The 20,481-nt window shown below is 72.0% G+C and carries 20 protein-coding genes; 5 read left to right on the top strand and 15 right to left on the bottom strand.

The genetic code is table 11. The annotated features are described in order from the left end of the window. Positions 1–60: 60 nt before the first annotated feature. The 8 genes from AC1Z4A_RS25025 to AC1Z4A_RS24990 form a co-directional block, all read right to left on the bottom strand. On the bottom strand, positions 61–1,848 hold the full coding sequence (locus AC1Z4A_RS25025) for an NAD-binding protein (RefSeq protein WP_483683717.1): 1,788 nt from the start codon (positions 1,846–1,848) through the stop codon (positions 61–63). 174 nt (positions 1,849–2,022) lie between these two features. Further along, positions 2,023–2,676 (bottom strand): potassium-transporting ATPase subunit KdpC, encoded by a 654-nt coding sequence (gene kdpC / locus AC1Z4A_RS25020; protein WP_483682105.1) that lies wholly within the window; start codon positions 2,674–2,676, stop codon positions 2,023–2,025. 4 nt (positions 2,677–2,680) lie between these two features. Then, positions 2,681–4,792 (bottom strand): potassium-transporting ATPase subunit KdpB, encoded by a 2,112-nt coding sequence (gene kdpB, locus AC1Z4A_RS25015; RefSeq protein WP_483682104.1) that lies wholly within the window; start codon positions 4,790–4,792, stop codon positions 2,681–2,683. After that, on the bottom strand, positions 4,789–6,480 hold the full coding sequence (gene kdpA, locus AC1Z4A_RS25010; protein ID WP_483682103.1) for a potassium-transporting ATPase subunit KdpA: 1,692 nt from the start codon (positions 6,478–6,480) through the stop codon (positions 4,789–4,791). Before kdpA ends, kdpB begins: the two co-directional genes overlap by 4 nt. Positions 6,481–6,488: 8 nt before the next feature. Continuing rightward, positions 6,489–6,578 (bottom strand): K(+)-transporting ATPase subunit F, encoded by a 90-nt coding sequence (kdpF, locus tag AC1Z4A_RS25005; RefSeq protein ID WP_043188605.1) that lies wholly within the window; start codon positions 6,576–6,578, stop codon positions 6,489–6,491. A gap of 336 nt (positions 6,579–6,914) precedes the next feature. Continuing rightward, positions 6,915–7,613, bottom strand: coding sequence for a DUF3710 domain-containing protein (locus AC1Z4A_RS25000; protein WP_483683716.1), 699 nt, complete (start codon positions 7,611–7,613; stop codon positions 6,915–6,917). Positions 7,614–7,692: 79 nt separating this feature from the next. After that, entirely contained in the window at positions 7,693–8,190 is a 498-nt protein-coding gene (gene dut, locus AC1Z4A_RS24995) for a dUTP diphosphatase (protein ID WP_483682102.1), read from the bottom strand. Then, positions 8,190–8,774, bottom strand: coding sequence for a PaaI family thioesterase (locus tag AC1Z4A_RS24990; protein WP_483682101.1), 585 nt, complete (start codon positions 8,772–8,774; stop codon positions 8,190–8,192). The genes dut and AC1Z4A_RS24990 overlap by 1 nt, the downstream gene beginning before the upstream one ends. A 59-nt stretch (positions 8,775–8,833) precedes the next feature. Here AC1Z4A_RS24990 and AC1Z4A_RS24985 point away from each other — a divergent pair, with 59 nt between their 5' ends. Further along, on the top strand, positions 8,834–9,277 hold the full coding sequence (locus tag AC1Z4A_RS24985) for a DUF3093 domain-containing protein (RefSeq protein WP_483682100.1): 444 nt from the start codon (positions 8,834–8,836) through the stop codon (positions 9,275–9,277). Positions 9,278–9,293: 16 nt separating this feature from the next. Here the strand turns inward: AC1Z4A_RS24985 and AC1Z4A_RS24980 are convergent, their stop codons facing one another. The 4 genes from AC1Z4A_RS24980 to AC1Z4A_RS24965 all read right to left on the bottom strand — a co-directional run bounded on the left by AC1Z4A_RS24980 (position 9,294) and on the right by AC1Z4A_RS24965 (position 12,756). Continuing rightward, on the bottom strand, positions 9,294–10,124 hold the full coding sequence (locus AC1Z4A_RS24980; protein ID WP_483682099.1) for a hypothetical protein: 831 nt from the start codon (positions 10,122–10,124) through the stop codon (positions 9,294–9,296). A 13-nt stretch (positions 10,125–10,137) separates the two neighbouring features. Next, positions 10,138–10,434, bottom strand: a complete 297-nt coding sequence (locus AC1Z4A_RS24975) for a DUF4193 domain-containing protein (RefSeq protein ID WP_483682098.1) — start codon at positions 10,432–10,434, stop codon at positions 10,138–10,140. A 416-nt stretch (positions 10,435–10,850) separates the two neighbouring features. Beyond that, a complete protein-coding gene (locus AC1Z4A_RS24970) occupies positions 10,851–12,095 on the bottom strand; it encodes a sensor histidine kinase (RefSeq protein ID WP_483682097.1) in 1,245 nt (414 codons plus the stop codon). Positions 12,096–12,102: 7 nt separating this feature from the next. After that, positions 12,103–12,756 (bottom strand): response regulator transcription factor, encoded by a 654-nt coding sequence (locus AC1Z4A_RS24965; RefSeq protein ID WP_483682096.1) that lies wholly within the window; start codon positions 12,754–12,756, stop codon positions 12,103–12,105. Positions 12,757–13,053: 297 nt separating this feature from the next. On the opposite strand from AC1Z4A_RS24965, the gene AC1Z4A_RS24960 reads away from it, so the two are divergent. Next, complete coding sequence (locus tag AC1Z4A_RS24960) at positions 13,054–13,221, top strand: hypothetical protein (RefSeq protein WP_483682095.1); 168 nt, start codon at positions 13,054–13,056, stop codon at positions 13,219–13,221. Positions 13,222–13,295: 74 nt separating this feature from the next. Here the strand turns inward: AC1Z4A_RS24960 and AC1Z4A_RS24955 are convergent, their stop codons facing one another. Continuing rightward, positions 13,296–14,126, bottom strand: coding sequence for an inositol monophosphatase family protein (locus AC1Z4A_RS24955; RefSeq protein WP_483682094.1), 831 nt, complete (start codon positions 14,124–14,126; stop codon positions 13,296–13,298). Beyond that, on the bottom strand, positions 14,119–15,246 hold the full coding sequence (locus tag AC1Z4A_RS24950) for a ferrochelatase (protein ID WP_483682093.1): 1,128 nt from the start codon (positions 15,244–15,246) through the stop codon (positions 14,119–14,121). The genes AC1Z4A_RS24955 and AC1Z4A_RS24950 overlap by 8 nt, the downstream gene beginning before the upstream one ends. 143 nt (positions 15,247–15,389) lie before the next feature. On the opposite strand from AC1Z4A_RS24950, the gene AC1Z4A_RS24945 reads away from it, so the two are divergent. Together AC1Z4A_RS24945 and AC1Z4A_RS24940 are read left to right on the top strand one after the other, a co-directional pair. After that, positions 15,390–16,658 (top strand): MFS transporter, encoded by a 1,269-nt coding sequence (locus AC1Z4A_RS24945; protein WP_483682092.1) that lies wholly within the window; start codon positions 15,390–15,392, stop codon positions 16,656–16,658. Beyond that, entirely contained in the window at positions 16,603–17,937 is a 1,335-nt protein-coding gene (locus tag AC1Z4A_RS24940) for a D-arabinono-1,4-lactone oxidase (RefSeq protein ID WP_483682091.1), read from the top strand. Before AC1Z4A_RS24945 ends, AC1Z4A_RS24940 begins: the two co-directional genes overlap by 56 nt. Positions 17,938–17,959: 22 nt before the next feature. Here the strand turns inward: AC1Z4A_RS24940 and AC1Z4A_RS24935 are convergent, their stop codons facing one another. After that, entirely contained in the window at positions 17,960–18,925 is a 966-nt protein-coding gene (locus AC1Z4A_RS24935; protein WP_483682090.1) for a hypothetical protein, read from the bottom strand. Between the two features lie 413 nt (positions 18,926–19,338). Here AC1Z4A_RS24935 and sepH point away from each other — a divergent pair, with 413 nt between their 5' ends. After that, the gene (gene sepH / locus AC1Z4A_RS24930; protein WP_483682089.1) at positions 19,339–20,436 is read left to right on the top strand and encodes a septation protein SepH; all 1,098 of its coding nucleotides are present in this window, start codon (positions 19,339–19,341) and stop codon (positions 20,434–20,436) included. Positions 20,437–20,481 lie beyond the last annotated feature (45 nt).

Here is a 20,481-nt window from a genome sequence, read left to right as displayed (position 1 = left end):
GCGCTCCCCCGGCCCGGCGAACGGCGCGCGCCACTGGGCGGGTTGAACGGCCGGGCCCGCTCACCGCATGTCCGGGTGCGGCACCGCGCGCCGGGCCAGCAGGTCGGCGAGGCCCTGCCGGGTGGCCGCCACCACCACGCGGACGCCGGGGCCGAGCAGGTGCCCGGGGTGGGGGTCCCACAGCAGCCCCGCGCCCGGCCCGGGCTCCAGCGCCAGCACCCGCCACGCGCCCGGCCGGAACGACTCCGCCACCGTGCGGCCCTCCAGGGCCGTGTGGCCGTCCGCCTCCAGCGCGGCGATGAGCAGCACCTTGCGCTCGACCGGCACGGCGCCCAGGATCTGACGGCCCATCATGGCGCCCGCGAAGGCCGGGGCGACCAGCGAGGAGACGCTCCGGCTGCGGGTCAGCGCCTGGGGGTGGGAGTCGCGCAGGGTGCGATACACCGCGCCCGCGAACCGGTCGTCGTACAGCCGCATGACCACACGGACGGCCGGCTTGACCGCCCGTGCGTACAGGGCCGCCTCCAGGTTCGTGGTGTCGCTGCTGGTGAGCGCCAGCAGGGTCTGGCTGTCGGCGATCCTGGCCGCCTCCAGCACGCCCTCCTCCGTCACGTCGCCGACGACCGTAGGGACGCGCAGCGAGCGGGCCAGGGCGACGCCCCGGGCCTGGGGGTCGCGCTCCACGCACACCACGGGAATGTTCAGCTCGCGCAGCCGCGCGAGCACGCGCGCCCCGATCTTGCCGAGGCCCAGCAGCACCACATGACCGGACATGCCGCGCGGCGGCCGCCTGAGCGTCGAGGCGGAGCGGAACGTGCCGAGGCCCTCCAGCGCCGCCGCCACCAGCAGCGGCAGCAGCAACAGGCCCAGCAGGCCGGAGAGCAGCTGGAGTATCTGCCGTCCCAGCGGCTGGCCGATCGCCGGGTCGTCGATGGCGAACAGGTCCAGTAGCGACAGGTACGCCGCGTGGACCGGGTCGTCGCCCGTCACCAGCCACGACGCCACCGCCAGTCCGAACACGGCCGCGGTCAGGCCCACCAGCGCCCAGCGCAGCCGCCGGGAGAAGAACGACCCCAGCGGGATGCTGCGGGCGGCCGCCAGGCGGGAGGCGGGCAGGGGCGGGGGCCCGGCGTACCGGACCGACTCCAGCACGATGCGGCCCCGCGTGCCCGCCCGTGCCGCCTCCGCCTCGTCGGGCAGCAGCACGGGCCCGTCGCCGTCGGACGACAGGAGCGCGAGGGTGCGGGTGCCCGGCGGCACGTCGCCGTCCGGGCCCGGTGCGGGCCGTTCGGCGGCGCGCAGGAGCAGGCCGCCCACGTCGATCGCCTTGCTGGTGCCGGTGACGGCCGCGGCGACCAGCGCCGGGGCCGCGGTGTCGGCGTCCGACAGGACGGTGGTGCTCGCGTCGGCGGCGCCCACCGGGGCGGCCTGGTCGAGGAGTTGCTCCAGGTGCTGGCCGAGCCTGCGGTTGTAGAGGCGGATCACCAGCCGCAGCCGGGGGTTGATGCGGCGCGCCCGCAGGGCCGCGTGGATGTTGGTGCCGTCGTCGTCGTAGACGAGCGCCAGTGCGGTGGCCCGCTCGATCCCGGCCTCGGCCAGCGCCTCGTCGTCCGGCTCGACCGCCTCCACCACGCGGACGGTCTCGGCGGGGGCGCCGTTCCGGTCGGCCGAGCGCCCCACCGCGCCCGTCATCCGGCCGAACAGCGCGGCGGCCCGGCCCGCCATGTCCGGGGGGCGGCGGCGGTCGGCGCGCGCGGGCGGCAGCACGAGGGTGACCCGCTCGCCGTAGACGCCGGACAGCTCGGCGGCGAGCCGGTGGACGAGGCCGTCGTCGCCGCATACGACCATATGAGGTGCGGGCGCGGCGACTTGAGGCTGCTGAGGCAAGGAGACCACGCACCCAGAGTGCCCTGCCCGGGCCCGTACGTCGCGTGAATACGCCGACGGCACAGTGCGCGGAAAAGCGCTGCGGGGACCCGGTCAGGGCCCCGCAGCGCTTCGGTGGGCCGGCGGCGGTCGGCGTCAGCCCTTGGCCGCCAGCTCCTTCAGTGCCACGTTGAGCTTGAGCACGTTCACGCGCTCCTCGCCCATGAAGCCGAGGAGACGGCCGTCCACGTGGTCCTCGACCAGCTTCTCGACCTTGTCCTCGGGAAGGTGGTTGGCCTTCGCGACGCGCTTCGCCTGGAGGCGGGCGTAGTCCGGCGAGATGTGCGGGTCGACGCCGGACCCGGAGGCCGTCAGGGCGTCCACCGGCACCGAGGACGGCGACACGCCGTTGAAGTCGGCGACGTCCTGGCGGCGCTGCTCGACCGAGGTCAGCAGGACCTTGCTGTCGGCGGCCAGGTTGGAGGCGCCGGACACCAGGAGCTTGTACTGGGTGTTCTCGGTGTTGGCGCCGGCCGCCGAGGGGCGCGGCTGGAAGAACTTCGGGTCCGGCAGCGGGTTGCCGTCCTTGTCCTTCTGGTCCTCGAGGTTGTAGCTCTGGCCCAGCAGTTCGGAGCCGACCGACTTGCCGTCGACCTTCACCTCGGAGCCGTTGGCCTTGTCGTTGAGGACCGCCTGCGCGATGCCGGTGACGACCAGCGGGTAGATCACCCCGCAGACCAGCGTGAGGACGAGCAGGGCGCGGAGCCCTGCACCCACCAGGCGGGCCGTGCTGCTTACGGAGTTGTTCATGACGTCACCCGATGCCAGGGATGAGGGAGATGAGAAGGTCGATGATCTTGATGCCGATGAACGGGGAGATCAGGCCGCCCAGTCCGTAGATCAAGAGGTTGCGCCGGAGCATGGCGTCCGCGCTCATCGGCCGGTAGCGCACGCCCTTGAGGGCGAGCGGCACCAGGGCCACGATGATCAGCGCGTTGAAGATGACGGCCGACAGGATCGCGGACTGCGGCGAGTACAGGCCCATGATGTTGAGCTTGTCCAGGCCGGGGTAGGCCACCGCGAACATCGCGGGGATGATCGCGAAGTACTTGGCGACGTCGTTGGCGATCGAGAAGGTGGTGAGCGCGCCGCGGGTGATGAGCAGCTGCTTGCCGATCTCGACGATCTCGATGAGCTTGGTGGGGTTGGAGTCCAGGTCCACCATGTTCCCGGCCTCCTTGGCGGCCGAGGTGCCGGTGTTCATGGCCACGCCCACGTCCGCCTGGGCCAGCGCCGGGGCGTCGTTGGTGCCGTCGCCCGTCATCGCGACGAGCTTGCCGCCGGCCTGCTCGCGCTTGATGAGCGCCATCTTGTCCTCGGGAGTGGCCTCGGCGAGGAAGTCGTCGACACCCGCCTCCTCCGCGATGGCCTTCGCCGTCAGCGGGTTGTCACCCGTGATCATGACGGTCTTGATGCCCATGGCACGCAGCTCGTCGAAGCGCTCCCGCATGCCCTCCTTGACGACGTCCTTGAGGTGGATGACACCGAGGACGCGGGCGCCCTTCTCGTCCTCCGCGGCCACCAGCAGCGGCGTGCCACCTGCCTGGGATATCGCGTCGGTGAGCTTCGTGGCGTCCTCGGCGACGCTGCCGCCGCGCTCCTCGACCCAGGCGACGACCGAACCGGTCGCGCCCTTGCGGACCTTGCGGCCGTCGACGTCGACGCCCGACATACGGGTCTGGGCGGTGAACGGGATCCACTCGGCGCCGACGAGCTCGCCCTCGTGGCGCTCGCGCAGGCCGTACTTCTCCTTGGCGAGGACGACGATCGAGCGGCCCTCGGGCGTCTCGTCGGACAGCGAGGACAGCTGGGCGGCGTCGGCCACCTCGGCGGCCATGGTGCCCTTGACGGGCACGAACTCGGCAGCCTGGCGGTTGCCGTAGGTGATGGTGCCGGTCTTGTCGAGCAGCAGCGTGGAGACGTCGCCCGCCGCTTCCACCGCGCGCCCGGACATCGCCAGCACATTGCGCTGGACGAGCCGGTCCATGCCCGCGATGCCGATCGCGGAGAGCAGCGCGCCGATGGTGGTCGGGATGAGGCAGACCAGCAGGGCGGCCAGCACGATCATCGTCTGCTCGGCGCCCGCGAAGATCGCGAAGGGCTGGAGGCTGACGACGGCCAGCAGGAAGACGATAGTGAGCGAGGCCAGCAGGATGTTGAGGGCGATCTCGTTCGGCGTCTTCTGCCGGGCCGCACCCTCGACCAGGTTGATCATCCGGTCGATGAAGGTCTCGCCGGGCTTCGTCGTGATCTTGATGACGATGCGGTCGGAGAGGACCTTGGTGCCGCCGGTGACGGCCGAGCGGTCGCCGCCGGACTCGCGGATGACCGGGGCCGACTCGCCCGTGATGGCCGACTCGTCGACGGAGGCCACGCCCTCGACGACGTCGCCGTCGCCCGGGATGACGTCGCCGGCCTCGCAGACGACGAGGTCGCCCACGCGCAGCTCGGTGCCGGGCACCGACTCCTCGGAGCCGTCGCCGGTCAGTCTGCGGGCGACGGTGTCGGTCTTGGCCTTGCGCAGGGTGTCGGCCTGCGCCTTGCCGCGGCCCTCGGCGACGGCCTCGGCCAGGTTGGCGAAGATCACGGTCAGCCAGAGCCACACCGTGATCGCCCAGCCGAACCAGTCGCCCGGGTGCTTGAGCGCCAGCCCGGTGGTCATCACCGAGCCGACCTCGACCACGAACATGACCGGGGACTTGACCATCACCCGGGGGTCGAGCTTCCGGAACGCGTCCGGCAGCGACTTGATCAGCTGGGCGGGGTCGAAGAGACCGCCGGAGACGCGGCCGGACTCCTGGTGACCGTGCGGATGCTGGTCCTCGGGGTCCTCGGAGGCGGTACGGACAGGTGTGGTCGTGCTCATGAGAGTCCCTCCGCCATCGGGCCAAGGGCCAGGGCCGGGAAGTAGGTCAAGCCGGTGATGATGACGATCGCGCCCACGAGCAGGCCGGCGAAGAGCGGCTTCTCGGTGCGCAGGGTGCCCGCGGTCTCCGGGACGGGCTTCTGCTCGGCGAGCGAGCCGGCCAGCGCCAGGACGAAGACCATCGGCAGGAAGCGGCCGAGCAGCATGGCGAGGCCGATCGTGGTGTTGTACCACTGCGTGTTGGCGTTCAGGCCGCCGAAGGCGGAGCCGTTGTTGTTGGCGCCGGAGGTGAAGGCGTAGAGGACCTCGGAGAAGCCGTGGGCGGCGCTGTCGTGCACCGAGTTGGCGGCCGTGTTGAGGATCGAGTTCGGCGGCGTCGCCATCACCATGGAGACGGCGGTGAAGCCGAGCACCAGGGTCGGGGTGATGAGGATGTAGCACGCGGCGAGCTTGATCTCGCGGGTGCCGATCTTCTTGCCGAGGTACTCGGGCGTGCGGCCGACCATCAGGCCCGCGATGAAGACCGCGATGACCGCCATGACGAGCATGCCGTAGAGGCCGGAGCCGACACCGCCGGGGGCGATCTCGCCGAGCATCATGCTCAGCAGCGCGATGCCGCCGCCCATTCCGGTGAAGGAGGAGTGGAAGCCGTCCACCGCACCGGTGGAGGTGAGCGTGGTCGAGGTCGCGAAGATCGCGGAGGCGCCGACGCCGAAGCGCTGCTCCTTGCCCTCCATCGCACCGCCGGCCGCCTGGAGCGCGGCACCGTGGTGGGCGTACTCGGTCCACATCATCAGGGCCGTGAAGCCCAGCCAGATGACGCCCATGGCGGCGAGGATCGCGTAGCCCTGCTTGACGTTGCCGACCAGCCTGCCGAACGTGCGGGTGAGCGCGAACGGGATGACGAGGATCAGGAAGATCTCGAAGAGGTTGGTGAAGGCGTTGGGGTTCTCGAACGGGTGGGCGGAGTTGGCGTTGAAGTAGCCGCCGCCGTTGGTGCCGAGTTCCTTGATGACCTCCTGCGAGGCCACGGCGCCGCCGTTGACCTGCTGGGTGCCGCCCGCGAGCTGGCCGATGTCGTGGATGCCGGAGAAGTTCTGGATGGCGCCGCACGCGACGAGGATCAGCGCGCCGACCACCGAGAGCGGGATCAGGATGCGGACCGTGCCGCGCACCAGGTCGGTCCAGAAGTTGCCCAGCTCGCCGGTGCGGGAGCGGGCGAAGCCCCGGACGAGGGCGACGGCGACGGCCATGCCGACCGCGGCGGAGACGAAGTTCTGCACCGCCAGGCCGAGCGTCTGCACGGCGTGGCCCATGGCCTGCTCGCCGGAGTACGACTGCCAGTTGGTGTTGGCGACGAACGAGGCGGCGGTGTTGAACGCCTGGTCCGGGCTGATCGAGGAGAAGCCCAGCGACAGCGACTTGGGCAGCGAGCCCTGGATCCGCTGGAGCAGGTAGAGGAAGAGGACGCTGACCGCGGAGAAGGCGAGGACGCCGCGCAGATAGGCGGGCCAGCGCATTTCGGCATTCGGGTCCGCACCGACCAGGCGGTAGATCACCTTCTCGGTGCGCAGGTGCTTCTCGGAGCCGTACACCCGGGCCATGTAGTCGCCGAGCGGGACGTAGACCAGGGCCAGCGCCGCTATGAGCGCGGTGAGCTGAAGAATTCCGGAGAGAACGGGGCTCATAACAGTGCTCAGAACCTCTCCGGGAAAACGAGGGCGAGGATCAGGTAGCCCAGCAGGGCGACGGCCACGACCAGGCCGACGATGTTCTCGGCGGTCACAGCTTGGTCACCCCCTTGGTGACGAGAGCCACCAACGCGAAGACCGCGATCGTGGTGACGACGAAGGCCACGTCGGCCATCGTGTGCTCCTAGAGAGGTGCGGATGAATGGACCCCTAGAGGAAACATCCGTTACCGACGGGTACGGCTCGCGTTGACGCCTCCCTTACGGCCATTAGCGCGCCCTTGACGGAATTCATACGCAGACGTCCCGGACCTGCGAAAACGCCACTGGGCCGGAACCCGCAATACGGGTTCCGGCCCAGTGAAACGGCCTATTCCGGCCGCTCGGCGGCCTTGACCGGGGGTCCGGCCAGAGGTCCGGCCGGAGGTCTGATCAGCGCACCTCGGAGATCTCGGGGCCGCGCTCCAGGCGGTCCACACCGCCCGCGAAGCGGGAGCCCGGCTCCTGCTGCTGGAGCCCCTCGGCCACCATCTGGGCGTCGTCGGGCAGCTTCAGGACGATCGGGTCGCGCGGCGCCATCGGGGCCGCGCCCCGCACCACGACGGTGTCCCGGAAGATCTGCTCCAGCAGCCCGGCGGTCTGCGGCTGCACCGCGCCCTGGCCGGAGATCACACCGCGCAGGAACCAGCGCGGCCCGTCACAGCCGACGAAGCGGACCAGCTGCACGCCCTGGGTGCCGTCCGGCAGCGCCACGGGCACCTGGGCCCGCAGCTCCCAGCCCAGCGGGCCCTCGACCTCGTCGACGACACCGCCCTGCTGGGTGATGCCGGACGCGATCTCCTCGCGGACCTCGCCCCAGATGCCCTCGCGCTTGGGGGCGGCGAACGCCTGGAGCTGGACGGCGCTGTCGCGCAGCACCACCGTCGCGGCGACGATCGCGTCCCCGGCGACCTCGACGCGCAGTTCCATGCCCTCGACGCCGGGCACGAACAGGCCGCCCAGGTCCACCCGGCCCTCGGTGGCGTCCCTGACCTCGGAGACGTCCCACGGCCCGTCGGGGCGCGGCTCGGGCTCCAGCCGGATCCGGCTCTCGGCCGCGCTGGCCCCTTCGGCCGGGGAATCCCCGGCCAACTCCTCGGAGGTCACGTCGTCGAGGCGATCGGCCTGATCGACAACGTCCTCGCTGCGCTTGCGGCGACGACCGAACACGTCACTGTCCTTCCCGGTCGGCTACGACCGAAGCGAATTCATTCCCCACGGCAGCGTGGCCACCGGTGGACCCGAAGCCCCCTTCGGCCCGCGCCGAGCCGGGAAGCTCCGCCACCTCGTGGAAGCGGACCTTCTCGACTTGCTGGACAACCAGTTGGGCGATGCGGTCGAACCGCTCGAACCGGACGCTCTCGCGCGGGTCCAGATTGACCACAATCACCTTGATCTCTCCACGGTACCCGGCATCGATGGTGCCCGGGGCATTCACCATGGAGACCCCGCACCGGGCCGCGAGGCCCGACCGGGGGTGGACGAACGCGGCGTACCCGTCGGGCAGCGCGATCGAGATGCCGGTGGGCAGCACCATCCGCTCACCGGGCGCCAGCTCGGCGGCCTCGGTGGTGACCAGGTCGCACCCGGCGTCGCCGGGGTGGCCGTAGGCCGGGACCGGCACTTCGGGGTCCACACGGCGGATGAGGACATCGACGGGCTGACGCACTAGGGGTTCACCTCGAATGCTCGCGCGACCCTCACCTGGTCGGGGTCGGCCAGTACCGCCTGGATCTCTTCCTTGCGGCCGTTCTCGATGAAGTGGTCGATCTTGACCTCGACGAACATCGCGTCCGCGTGCACCGCGACCGGCCCGTCGGGGCCGCCGATGCGGCCCGTGGCCGTGCAGTAGATCTTGCGTCCGTGCACCGCGACGGCCTCGGCGGCCAGGTGCAGCACCGTGCCCACCGGGACCGGACGCACGAAGTCCGTCTCCAGCCGGCCGGTCACCGCGATCACCCGCAGCATCCAGCCCAGCGACCCGAGCGTCTCGTCCAGGGCCGTGGCCAGCACACCGCCGTGCGCAAGGCCCGGGGCGCCCTGATGGGCCTCCCTGACCGTGAACTCGGCGGTGACGTTCACACCCTCGCCGGCCCGCGTCTCCAGGTGCAGCCCGTGGGCCACACCCCCGCCGCAGCCGAAGCAGTACTCGTAGTGCGACCCGATGGTCTCCCCGGGCGCGGGGGCATCGGGGTGCCGAACCGGTGGCCCGGCGTCCGCCGGCGGTGTCAGCGCTGTTGTTCGTCCACTCACAGGGGCTGACCTTACCCGCGACGGCGGCACCCGGTCCTGTCCGTGCCAAGCTTGTGCGCATGCAGCCTTACGAAGAACGCCTGACCGCGCCCCGTTCCTGGTGGTTCATCGCGGTTCTCACCGGGGTGGCCATGGCGCTCATCCTGCTGCCGCTGGGCACCCTGCCCATGCTCGGGGGCCTGATCGGCGGCAGCGCGCTCGCCGCGGTCGCGGTCAGCTCGTACGGCTCGGCACGCATCCGGGTGGTGGGCGGCGCGCTCGTCGCGGGTGACGCGCGGATCCCGGTGGAGGCGCTGGGCGCGGCCGAGGTCCTGGACGCGGAGGAGGCCCGCGCCTGGCGCAGCCACAAGGCGGACCCGCGCGCGTTCATGCTGCTGCGCGGCTATGTGCCCACCGCGGTGCGGATCGAGGTGACGGATCCGGCGGACCCCACCCCGTACGTCTATCTCTCCACCCGCACTCCCGAGCGCCTGGCAGCCTCTCTCGCGGCCGTACGGGCCTGAGGGGCGGGACAGGGGGCTAGGCGAGGCCCAGGCCCTCGTCGGGCTCGCCGGGGGGCTCGGGGAGGGCGTCCCAGGGCACCTGCCGGCTGCGCAGGTCGTCGCGGACCTTCCGGGCGAGCCGCTTGGTGTCGCGGCGGTTCATCACCGCGCCGACCGTCGCACCGATCATGAACGGGGCGAGGTTGGGCAGGTTGCGGAAGGTGCGCTTGAGGACGCGCTGGCGCAGCTCACGCCGCATCTGGACGCCGAGGGCGGCATTGACGGTCAGCGGGGCCGTGACGTCGATGCCCCGCTCGTCGGCCCAGGCGCCGAGGTAGGCGATCGCCCGCTCGCGGGCGCCGCCGGGCGCCGGCCGGCCGTACACCTCGTGCAGCTCCGCGATCAGCTTGAACTCCACGGCGGCGACGCCGACGATCTCCGCCGCCAGCTCGGCGGGCATGGCGGGCGGTACGGGCAGCATGGCCGCCGCCCCGATGCCGGCGCCCACGGTGGACGTACCGGCGGCGGCGCCGGCCACCAGCTTGTCCGCAAGCTCCTCCGGACCCAGGCCGGGGAACTGGGCACGGAGGGTCGCGAGATCGCGCACGGGAATGCGCGGGGCGTTCGCGATGATCCGGTCGGCGACGGCGGTCAGCCCCGCCAGCGCTCCCCGGCCGCCCTTCTTCGCCGTCTCACCGGCCAGGCCGGCGCCGCGGCCCACGACAGCGGCGAGCGAGGCCCGGCGGCCTCGCTCGACCGCGGAGTCGGCAGAGGCGCCGGCCTGGTCGCCGCTCCCGCTCCCGTCCCGCCCGCCGGTCAGCTCGGGCTGTCGGGAGTGCCGCTTCCGGAACGGGGTCGAGCCTGCCATGGCAGACCCTGCCTCATTCGCAGTCGCGGCAGATGGGCTGGCCGTTCTTCTCACGCGCCAGCTGGCTGCGGTGGTGCACGAGGAAGCAGCTCATGCAGGTGAACTCGTCGGCCTGCTTGGGCAGGACCCGGACGGCCAGCTCCTCGTTGGAGAGGTCCGCGCCGGGCAGCTCCATGCCCTCGGCGGCCTCGAAGTCGTCCACGTCGACCGACGACGAGGACTTGTCGTTCCGCCGGGACTTCAGCTCTTCAAGGCTGTCGCTGTCGACGTCGTCATCGGTCTTGCGTGGGGTGTCGTAATCCGTTGCCATGTCGCTCTCCCCCTCTGGGTGTCTGCGGTATCTCCAGCGCACGTAACGCGTGGGAGGCCGGACTTGTGCCCGACCCGAGGCGGAGATTTTGCCTCACATCAAGGTCTGTTACTCAATCGACACCCAACTGCACACCTGAAGAGGTGATCGGGTTGGGTGGCGAAGGGGACCGTACACGGCCGGAAAGCCGGGCGCGGCCATGCCATCCCGTGTACTTCCCGTGATCAGGACCCCTGGAAACCCCCATTTTTCAGGCGTTCCCCGGGGGTCTGTGGTCACGGAGAGTAGATGGCCGGAACTTGGCGCATGTGATCGATCACACAGATCCACAGCGCCGGGCGGACCGGATGAATTCCGCCCAAAGCGAACCAGCGGCCGCCATTGTCGCAGACTCCGCCGGAACCCGCTCGGTCCGCTCAGATGGGCAGCACCACCCGCATGACCAGGCCACCTCCCTCGCGCGGCTCCGCGGTGATCCGCCCGCCGTGCGCCCGGGCCACCGAGCGCACGATGGACAGGCCGAGGCCGACGCCCTTGTCGCTGCCCGTACGCTCCGTGCGCAGCCGGCGGAACGGCTCGAAGATGTTGTCCACCTCGTAGGCCGGGACGACCGGCCCGGTGTTCTCCACCACCAGCACCGCCTGGCCCGGCTGGGCGAGGGTGGTGACCTCCACCCAGCCGTCCGGGGTGTTGTAGCGCACGGCATTCTGCACCAGGTTCAGCGCGATCCGCTCCAGCAGGACGCCGTTGCCCTGGACCACCGCGGGCTGCCGGGTGCCGCGCAGCTCCACGCCCTTGGCCTGGGCCTCGGCACGGGTCTGGTCGATGGCCTGGGAGGCCACCTCGGCGAGGTCCACGGGCTTGCGGTCCACGATCTCGTTGTCGCTGCGGGCGAGCAGCAGCAGGCCCTCCACGAGCTGCTCGCTGCGCTCGTTGGTGGCCAGCAGCGTCTTGCCCAGCTGCTGCAGCTCCGGGGAGGCGCCCGGGTCGGAGAGGTGGACCTCCAGCAGCGTCCGGTTGATCGCCAGCGGGGTGCGCAGCTCGTGCGAGGCGTTGGCGACGAAGCGCTGCTGGGCGGTGAACGCCCGCTCCAGGCGGTCGAGCATCTCGTCGAAGGTGTCCGACAGCTCCTTCAGCTCGTCGTCCGGCCCGCCCAGCTCGATGCGCCGGGACAGGTCCGTGCCGGCCACGCGGCGGGCGGTGCGGGTGATCTTGCCGAGCGGCGAGAGGACCCGGCCGGCCATGGCATAGCCGAAAGCGAAGGCGATCACGGCCAGGCCGAGGAGGGCGAGGAGCGAACGGCGCAGCAGGCTGCTGAGAGCCATGGTGCGCTGATCCGCCATGCACTGTTCCAGCCCGTGCATGAAGGCGCTGCTGTCCGCCGTGCCCCGCAACTTGTCACAGCTGCCCGGAGTGACCTGCACCTGTGCGTTGAGAATCTGGAAGGGCAGCACATTGCCCTGGCGCAGCGCATCGGCCGCCAGCAGGTAGATGATCGTCAGCAGCAGCACGCCGGCCATCAGGAACATGCCGCCGTACAGCAGGGTGAGGCGTATGCGGATGGTCGGGCGCAGCCAGGGGAACGGGCGCACGACGGGCTGGCGCGGGTCCCAGCTCGGCTTGGGGGGCGCGGCGGGCGGTGCGGGGGTGGAGGCGGTCATCGCGCGATCAGATCCGGTATCCGGAGCCCGGCACCGTGACGATCACGGGGGGCTCGCCGAGCTTGCGGCGCAGGGTCATGACGGTGACCCGGACGACGTTGGTGAACGGGTCGGTGTTCTCGTCCCAGGCCTTCTCCAGCAGCTGCTCGGCGGAGACCACGGCGCCCTCGCTGCGCATCAGCACCTCCAGCACCGCGAACTCCTTGGGCGCCAGCTGCACCTCGCGACCGTCGCGGAAGACCTCGCGGCGGTTGGGGTCGAGCTTGATCCCGGCCCGCTCCAGCACGGGCGGCAGGGCGACGGTGGTGCGCCGGCCGAGGGCCCGCACGCGCGCGGTCAGCTCGCTGAACGCGAAGGGCTTGGGCAGGTAGTCGTCGGCGCCGATCTCCAGGCCCTCCACGCGGTCGCTGACGTCGCCGGAGGCGGTCAGCATCAGGACGCGGGTGGGGATGCCCAGTTCGACGACCTTGCGGCAGACGTCGTCGCCGTGGACGACGGGCAGGTCGCGGTCGAGCACGATGACGTCATAGTCGTTGACGGCAATACGCTCCAGAGCGGCGGCTCCGTCGTACACGACGTCGACGGCCATGGCCTCCCGGCGCAGTCCGGTGGCTACGGCGTCTGCGAGCAGCTGCTCGTCCTCGACGACGAGTACGCGCACGGCGCTGATCCTTCCTGTTGGGCCCCTGCGGGCAGCGTGAATGACCCCGATGGGTCCCTCCATCCTGCCTCGGATGTCGATAAACCGGCCGTAAGGGGTGCCGACCGGCCAAGCAGGGAAGGGATTCCGGATTGCTCGCGCATCGCAGGTTTCCCTCCGGACGGGGGTGGGGAAGACGACTGCACACCCGCGATCACGCCTCCCCGTACCTTCGCGTACGCGGAACACCCTGCGCGTGATCGTTTTCGCCGTGGCACACCCCCGTGCCGCCTACCCACGACGAGGGGGCGCAGCACCATGGACGCGTTCACCGCTGGCATTCTGCAGCGCATAGAGAGGACCCGTTCCGACCTCGACCACGCCCGCCGAACGGGCGACGACTTTCTCGCCGATGTGGAACAGGCGGAGCTGGACGACCTCCACCGCCTGGCCGCCGAACACGGCGTACGGATCAGCGCAGCCTGATCTCTGCAGTACGGCGCCCCGGTGCGGCCTCCGCACCGGGGCGTCCTGCGTTCCCCGCCGGGTCGGGTCTCCGGCTAGTCGTGCCAGGCCCCCAGCTCCTCCAGGCGGGCCTGCAGCGGCTCGAAGACGCCCTGCGGCGCGGCGACCGTCAGCTCGCCCGAGGCGGGGGCGCCGGGCCGTCCGCCCGTGAGCGCGCCCGCCTCCCGGGCGATCAGCGCACCGGCCGCGAAGTCCCAGGGGTTGAGGCCGCGCTCGTAGTACCCGTCGAGCCGGCCGCAGGCCACGTCGCACAGGTCGATGGCGGCCGACCCGCCGCGCCGGATGTCGCGCACCTCGGGCAGCAGGGACCGCAGCACCTCCGCCTGCGCGGCCCGGCGGGCCGTGAGGTAGCCGAAGCCCGTGCCGACGAGGGCCTGCCCGAGGCTCGCGGGCGCGGGCCGCACGGCCAGCCGCCGCTCGCCCTCGAACGCGCCCTGTCCCAGGACCGCCCGGTACGTCTCCCGCCGCATCGGCGCCGCGACGACGCCGACGACGGCCTCGCCGTCCACCTCGGCGGCGATCGAGACCGCCCAGGAGGGCAGCCCGTACAGGTAGTTGACGGTGCCGTCGATCGGGTCGATCACCCAGCGCACCCCGCTGGTGCCCTCGGTGCTGGCGCCCTCCTCCCCCAGCAGGCCGTCCTCGGGGCGCCGTTCCGCGAGGAAGCCGGTGATCAGCTTCTCGGCGGCGATGTCCATCTCGGTGACGACGTCGATGGCGCTGGTCTTGGTCGCGGCCACGCCCAGGTCGGCCGGGCGGCCGTCGCGCAGCAGCGTGCCGGCCCGCTCGGCGGCTTCCAGGGCCACGCTCAGGAGTTCGGCCTTGAGGGCGTCGGTGGCGGTCACGGTGGGGGGCTCCTTACGCATAGGGGCTGTCGGCTCCGGCCGCGGCCGGGCGCGGAGCCCGGGCAGGGCAGCAGCCGACGGGACAGAGGTCGTGGGAGGGACCGAGCGCACCCAGTGCGCAGCGCTCGGGGTGCTCGCCGCGCTCGGTCGCGGCGCGCTCCAGCACCAGCTCGCGGACGGCGGCGGCGAAGCGCGGGTCGGCCCCGACCGTGGCGGCCCGGGCCACCGGCAGGCCCAGCTCCGCGGCCTTGGCCGTGGCCTCGGTGTCGAGGTCGTACCTGACCTCCATGTGGTCCGAGACGAAGCCGATGGGCACCATCACCACGCCCGGTGCACCCTCGCCGTGCAGGGCCTCCAGGTGGTCGCAGATGTCGGGCTCGAGCCAGGGGATGTGCGGGGCGCCGCTGCGTGACTGGTAGACGAGGCGCCAGGGGCGGTCGATGCCGGTCCGCTCGCGCACCGCGTCCGCGATCAGCCGTGCGACGTCGAGGTGTTCGGCGACGTATGCGCCGCCGTCGCCGTGCGCCTCGGCCGGTCCGGAGGTGTCCGCGGCGGCGGTGGGGATGGAGTGCGTGGTGAAGGCGAGGTGCGCGCCGGCCCTGGCCTGCTCGGGCAGCGCGTCGAGTGCGGCGAGGGTCGCCTCGACCATGGGGCCCACGAATCCGGGGTGGTTGAAGTAGTGACGCAGCTTGTCCACGCGGGGCAGCGGCAGCCCCTCGGCGGCCAGGGCGGCCAGCGACTCGGCGAGGTTCTCGCGGTACTGGCGGCAGCCGGAGTAGGAGGCGTAGGCGCTGGTGGCCAAGGCCAGGACGCGGCGGTGCCCGTCGGCCACCAGCTCGCGCAGGGTGTCGGTCAGGTAGGGCGCCCAGTTGCGGTTGCCCCAGTAGACGGGCAGGTCCATGCCGTGGGCCGCGAACTCGGCGCGCAGCGCGGCCAGCAGCTCGCGGTTCTGGTCGTTGATCGGGCTGACCCCGCCGAAGAGGAAGTAGTGCTGCCCGACCTCCTGGAGCCGCTCGCGGGGGATGCCGCGGCCACGGGTGACGTTCTCCAGGAACGGGACGACGTCGTCCGGTCCCTCGGGCCCGCCGAAGGAGAGCAACAGCAGGGCGTCGTAGGGGGCGTGGGCTGGCTGATCCGACATGCGTCCGATCCTGCCACCCGGCACCGGCAGCCGGAAATTCCGGTGCGTCGTACGAAGGTTCCCTCGTAAGCTGTATCGGCCACCTACGTTCCTTACGGCACCCTCGATCCGTCGCCGTTTCCCGACCCCTCCGGGAGCCGTCTTTGTCCAGCCCGTCCAGTTCGTACGGCGCGATATTCGCCGCGCCCGGTGCCAAGCTCTTCTCCGCGGCCGGTTTCCTGGGCCGGATGCCCCTGTCGATGCTGGGCATCGGCGTGGTCACGATGATCTCGCAGATCACCGGGCGGTACGGACTGGCCGGTGCGGTGTCCGCGGTGCTGGCGCTCTCGGCGGCCGCGCTCGGCCCGCAGGTGTCCCGGCTGGTCGACCGGTACGGGCAGCACCGGATCATGCGCCCGGCGACGGTGCTGGCGCTCTTCGCCCTGGCGGGGCTGCTGCTGAGCGCCCAGCAGCGGTGGCCGGACTGGACGCTGTTCGTCTTCGCGGCGGGCGTGGGCTGCGTGCCCAGCGTGGGGTCGCTGGTGCGGGCGCGCTGGGCGGCGCTGTACGAGGGCTCCCCGCGCCGGCTGCACACGGCCTACTCCGCCGAGTCCGTCATCGACGAGGTGGTCTTCATCGTCGGGCCGATCCTGTCGATCGGCCTGTCCACCTCCTGGTTCCCGGAGGCGGGCCCGATGCTGGCCGCCTGCTTCCTGGCCGCCGGGGTGTTCTGGCTGGCCTCGCAGCGGGCGACCGAGCCGGTGCCCCGCCCGAGCGATGACCACGCGGGCGGCTCCGCCCTGCGCTCCCCGGGGCTCCAGGTGCTGGTGGTGACCTTCGTGGCCACCGGGGCGATCTTCGGCTCGGTGGAGGTCGTGACCGTGGCCTTCGCCGAGGAGCAGGGCCACAAGGCGGCGTCGAGCCTGGTGCTGGCGGTGTACGCGCTGGGGTCCTGCCTGGCGGGGGCGGTTTTCGGACTGCTGGACCTCAAGGGCGCCCCGGCCCGGCGCTGGGTTCTGGGCGTCTGCGCGATGGCCGTGAGTATGATCCCCCTCCAACTGGTCGGGAGCCTGCCGTTCCTGGCCGTGGCGCTCTTTGTCGCGGGCCTGTCCATCGCGCCGACGATGGTCACCACGATGGCCCTCGTCGAGCAGTACGTACCGCGCGCGAAGCTGACCGAGGGCATGACCTGGACGAGCACCGGGCTCGCGGTCGGCGTGGCACTGGGCTCGTCCGCCGCCGGCTGGGTGGTGGACGCCGCCGGTGCCGCGACGGGGTACACGGTGCCCGGCACGGCGGGGGTGCTCGCGGCCGCCGGCGCGTTCCTCGGGTACCGCCGGCTCCGGCCGGCGCCTGAGCGGGTGGGGGTTGCCACTGATGACGGCGACGACGCGGACGACACGGGCGACACAGGCGAGCGGTGCCTGGCGTAACTGGGCGGGGAACGTCAGCGCCCGGCCCTCGCGGACGGTGGCCCCGGCCACCGCGGAGGAGCTGGCGGCAGCGGTGGCCCGGGCCGCCGCGGACGGGCTCAGGGTGAAGGCGGTCGGCACCGGCCACTCCTTCACCGCGGCCGCCGCCACGGACGGCCTGCTGATACGGCCGGACCGGCTGACGGGCGTGCGGGCGATCGACCGCGAGGCCGGGACCGTCACGGTCGCCGCGGGCACCACGCTCCGCAGGCTGAACGGGACGCTGTCCGCGCACGGTCTGTCCCTGACGAACATGGGCGACATCATGGAGCAGACGGTCTCGGGCGCCGTCAGCACCGGCACCCACGGCACGGGCCGGGACTCGGGCTCGCTCGCCGCCCAGATCCGGGCGCTGGAGCTGGTGACCGCCGACGGCTCCGTGCTGACCTGCTCGGCGGACGAGAACCCGGAGGTCTTCGCGGCGGCCCGGGTGGGGCTGGGGGCGCTGGGCGTCATCACCGCGATCACGTTCGCGGTGGAGCCGGAATTCCTGCTCCGCGCCCGGGAGGAGCCGATGCCGTACGGGCGGGTCACCGCCGAATTCGACCAGCTGGTCGCCGAGAACGAGCACTTCGAGTTCTACTGGTTCCCGCACACCGACCGCTGCATCACCAAGCGCAACAACCGCAGCACCGGCCCCGCGGCGCCGGTCGGCCGTCTCGGGGCCTGGTTTGAGGACGAGTTGTTGTCCAACGGTGTGTTCGGAGCCGTCTGCGCGCTGGGCCGGGCCGTGCCGGCCGCCGTCCCCGCCATCGCCCGGCTGTCGAGCCGGGCACTGTCGGCCCGTACCTACACCGACATCCCGTACAAGGTCTTCACCAGTCCGCGCCGCGTCCGCTTCCTGGAGATGGAGTACGCACTGCCGCGTGCGGCTGCCGTGCCGGCGCTGCGCGAACTGCGGGCGGTGATCGAGCGCAAGGGGCTGGGGATCAGCTTCCCGGTGGAGGTACGGACCGCCCCGGCGGACGACATCCCGCTCTCCACGGCCTCCGGGCGGGACACCGCCTACATAGCGGTACACCTGTACAAGGGCACGCCGCACGGCGGGTACTTCACCGCCGCCGAGCAGATCATGCTCGCCCACGGGGGACGGCCCCACTGGGGGAAGCTGCACAGCCGGGACGCCGCCTGTCTGGCGGGGGTCTATCCGCGCTTCGCGGAGTTCGGCGCGGTGCGGGACCGGCTGGACCCGCACCGCGTGTTCGGCAACGACTATCTGCGACGTGTCCTGGGCGAGTGACCCGGGACGGCGGGCACCCCCGTCAGGAGGTCTTGCCCGTGCCGGAGCCGGCAGTCGTGCCCGCCGCCGCGTTCTGACCCTGCGGCGGCGGGGTGGACGAGCCACCGGAGCCCGTGCCGCCGGTGGTGCCGCCGCCCGTGCCGCCCTTGCCGTCGCCCTGCGACTGGCTCGGGCTCGGCGTCGGATTCGGCGAGGGCTTGCCGCCGCCCGAGGAAGGGGTCGGCGCCGGGCTCGGCGACTGCTTGCCCGCATCGCCGCCCTGCTGCGACCCGCCGCCCGTGCCTGCGGACGGGGTCGGGCCGCCGGGGGTCTCCTCCCCGCCGCTCCCGCCCTGGGAGTGGCCGGGCCGGGGCGAGTGCGAAGGAGCCCGGTCCTGATCCTGGTCCTGCTGCTTCTCCTCCTTGCCCGGCTGGAAGATCCGGCTGACCGTGATCCCGTCCTTGCTGCCGTCCGCGCTGGTGCCGGACACCAGCTCCACGACCGTCACCGTGCCCATCGCCAGGGCGAACACGGCACCGGCCGCCAGCAGCGGGCGCTTCCAGCCGCGCAGCCGGGTGCCGTGGGTGGTGCCCGGCGTGTATTCCTCGGAAAGCCCCGGGAAGCCGTCGAAGCGCGCGTGATCTTGCGCGCCGGTGTACGCACCGGCGTGCGCCTCCTGCTGCGCCGGATTTGCGCCCGGGTGGGACGCCTGGGGCAGCAGTTGCGTGGCGTCCTCGCCCTGCGACAGCTGCGGCAGCATCCGGGTCGCGTCGTACCGGCCGACCGGCTGCGCACGGTCGGGGTCCTGCCGGAGGCGCGGTACCGGCTGGGGAGCGGCCGCTTCCCGGATCTGCTCACCCGTACGTTTGAACAGGTGTTGAAAGACCGTGCCACCCGTGGTGGCCACCACGCTCACCACACCGGCACCGAGCACCGTGCCGTACACACCGAGCTTGCCCGCGAGCAGGGCGGCGATCACCGCCGCGAGGGCGCTGCTGGCGACTTGCACCACACTCAGGTCAAGGCGCCCGCCCTTGGGTTTTGCCTCGCTTTCGGCTTTGTCGTCCATCTCCAGCCTCTGTTGTTCCCTTCAGCCCCTCTTGCGAACAGAAGAGACATTCGATAGTGACGAACAGTTCCGAATCGGGCGATTGTGTGAACCACGCCACCCATGGGACGGTCGCTCGATCCGAGGGGCGCGTTTCAACTCCCTTGTCCCGGGTGAACTTCCCTGGCGTGCCGATCCACGTCCAGTGGCCCGAATGGAGTACTGTGGCGAGCCCTGGCCCCAGTAATCCCCGTCCGGCTGCCCGGATCCAACGGAGAGGGGGCCCGGGCGGCTCTCGCCCCGTCAACTCGGCAATGTTGTGGCAGGCTGCTACCCGGGCAGGCCACACTCGACTAGCGGAAGCAGCGACGCAGGTGACGTCGGCAGGCACCACCCGGGAGGTCCCCATGCCCGAACTGCGTGTCGTGGCAGTCTCCAACGACGGCACACGGCTGGTGCTCAAAGCTGCGGACAGCACGGAGTACACGCTTCCCATCGACGAGCGGCTCCGCGCCGCCGTGCGCAACGACCGTGCGCGTCTCGGCCAGATCGAAATCGAGGTGGAGAGCCACCTCCGGCCCCGGGACATCCAGGCCCGCATCCGGGCCGGGGCGTCCGCGGAAGAGGTGGCGCAGCTCGCGGGCATCCCCGTGGAGCGGGTGCGGCGCTTCGAGGGCCCCGTCCTCGCCGAGCGCGCCTTCATGGCCGAGCGCGCCCGCAAGACCCCCGTGCGCCGTCCCGGCGAGAACGCCGGCGGCCCGCCGCTGGGCGAGGCCGTCGCGGAGCGTCTGCTGCTGCGCGGCGCCGACAAGGACACCGCCCAGTGGGACTCCTGGCGCCGCGACGACGGCACGTGGGAGGTGCTGCTCGTCTATCGCACCGCCGGTGAGCCGCGCGCGGCGAGCTGGACGTACGACCCGCCGCGCCGGATCGTTCAGGCGCTGGACGACGAGGCGCGGTCACTGATCGGCGAGACCGACGACACGCCCGAGCCGAGCTTCCCGTTCGTACCGCGCATCGCGCGGCTGCCGCGGGACCGGCCGCTGGACCGCGTGGGCACGGACCGCCAGGCCCCCGGCGCCGACGGCGGCGATGCCTCCTCCACCGACTCCTCGCCGGAGGAGCCGGGCGGCAAGGAGAAGGAGCGCGACTCCCTGACCAGCCTGCTCGAGGCGGTGCCCAGCTTCCGGGGCGACATGGTCGTCCCGGAGCCCTCCTCGCCGATGCCGTCCGTGGCGCCGGACGCCTCGGCGGAGGAGCCGGAGGCGGTGGAGCCGCCGGCGCCTGCGGCGAGTGCGGGGTCGGCGTATGCGGATGTGCTCATGCCGCGGACGGTGGCCGGTCATCGTGACCGCCTGATCGGCACCACGGACCGGCAGGCCGAGGCGGACGGGGTCCGGCCCGGGCGGCGGGCGGCGGTGCCGAGCTGGGACGAGATCGTCTTCGGGACGAGGCGGAAGAAACAGGACTGAGGGCGGGGGTTTTCTTTCCCCACCCCGCCCCTTCCCGCTGTATCC

The organism is Streptomyces sp. 17_S59 (assembly GCF_056930295.1).
Note: the sequence above shows the minus strand (reverse complement) of the source record. Positions and strands in the feature narration are given on the sequence as shown.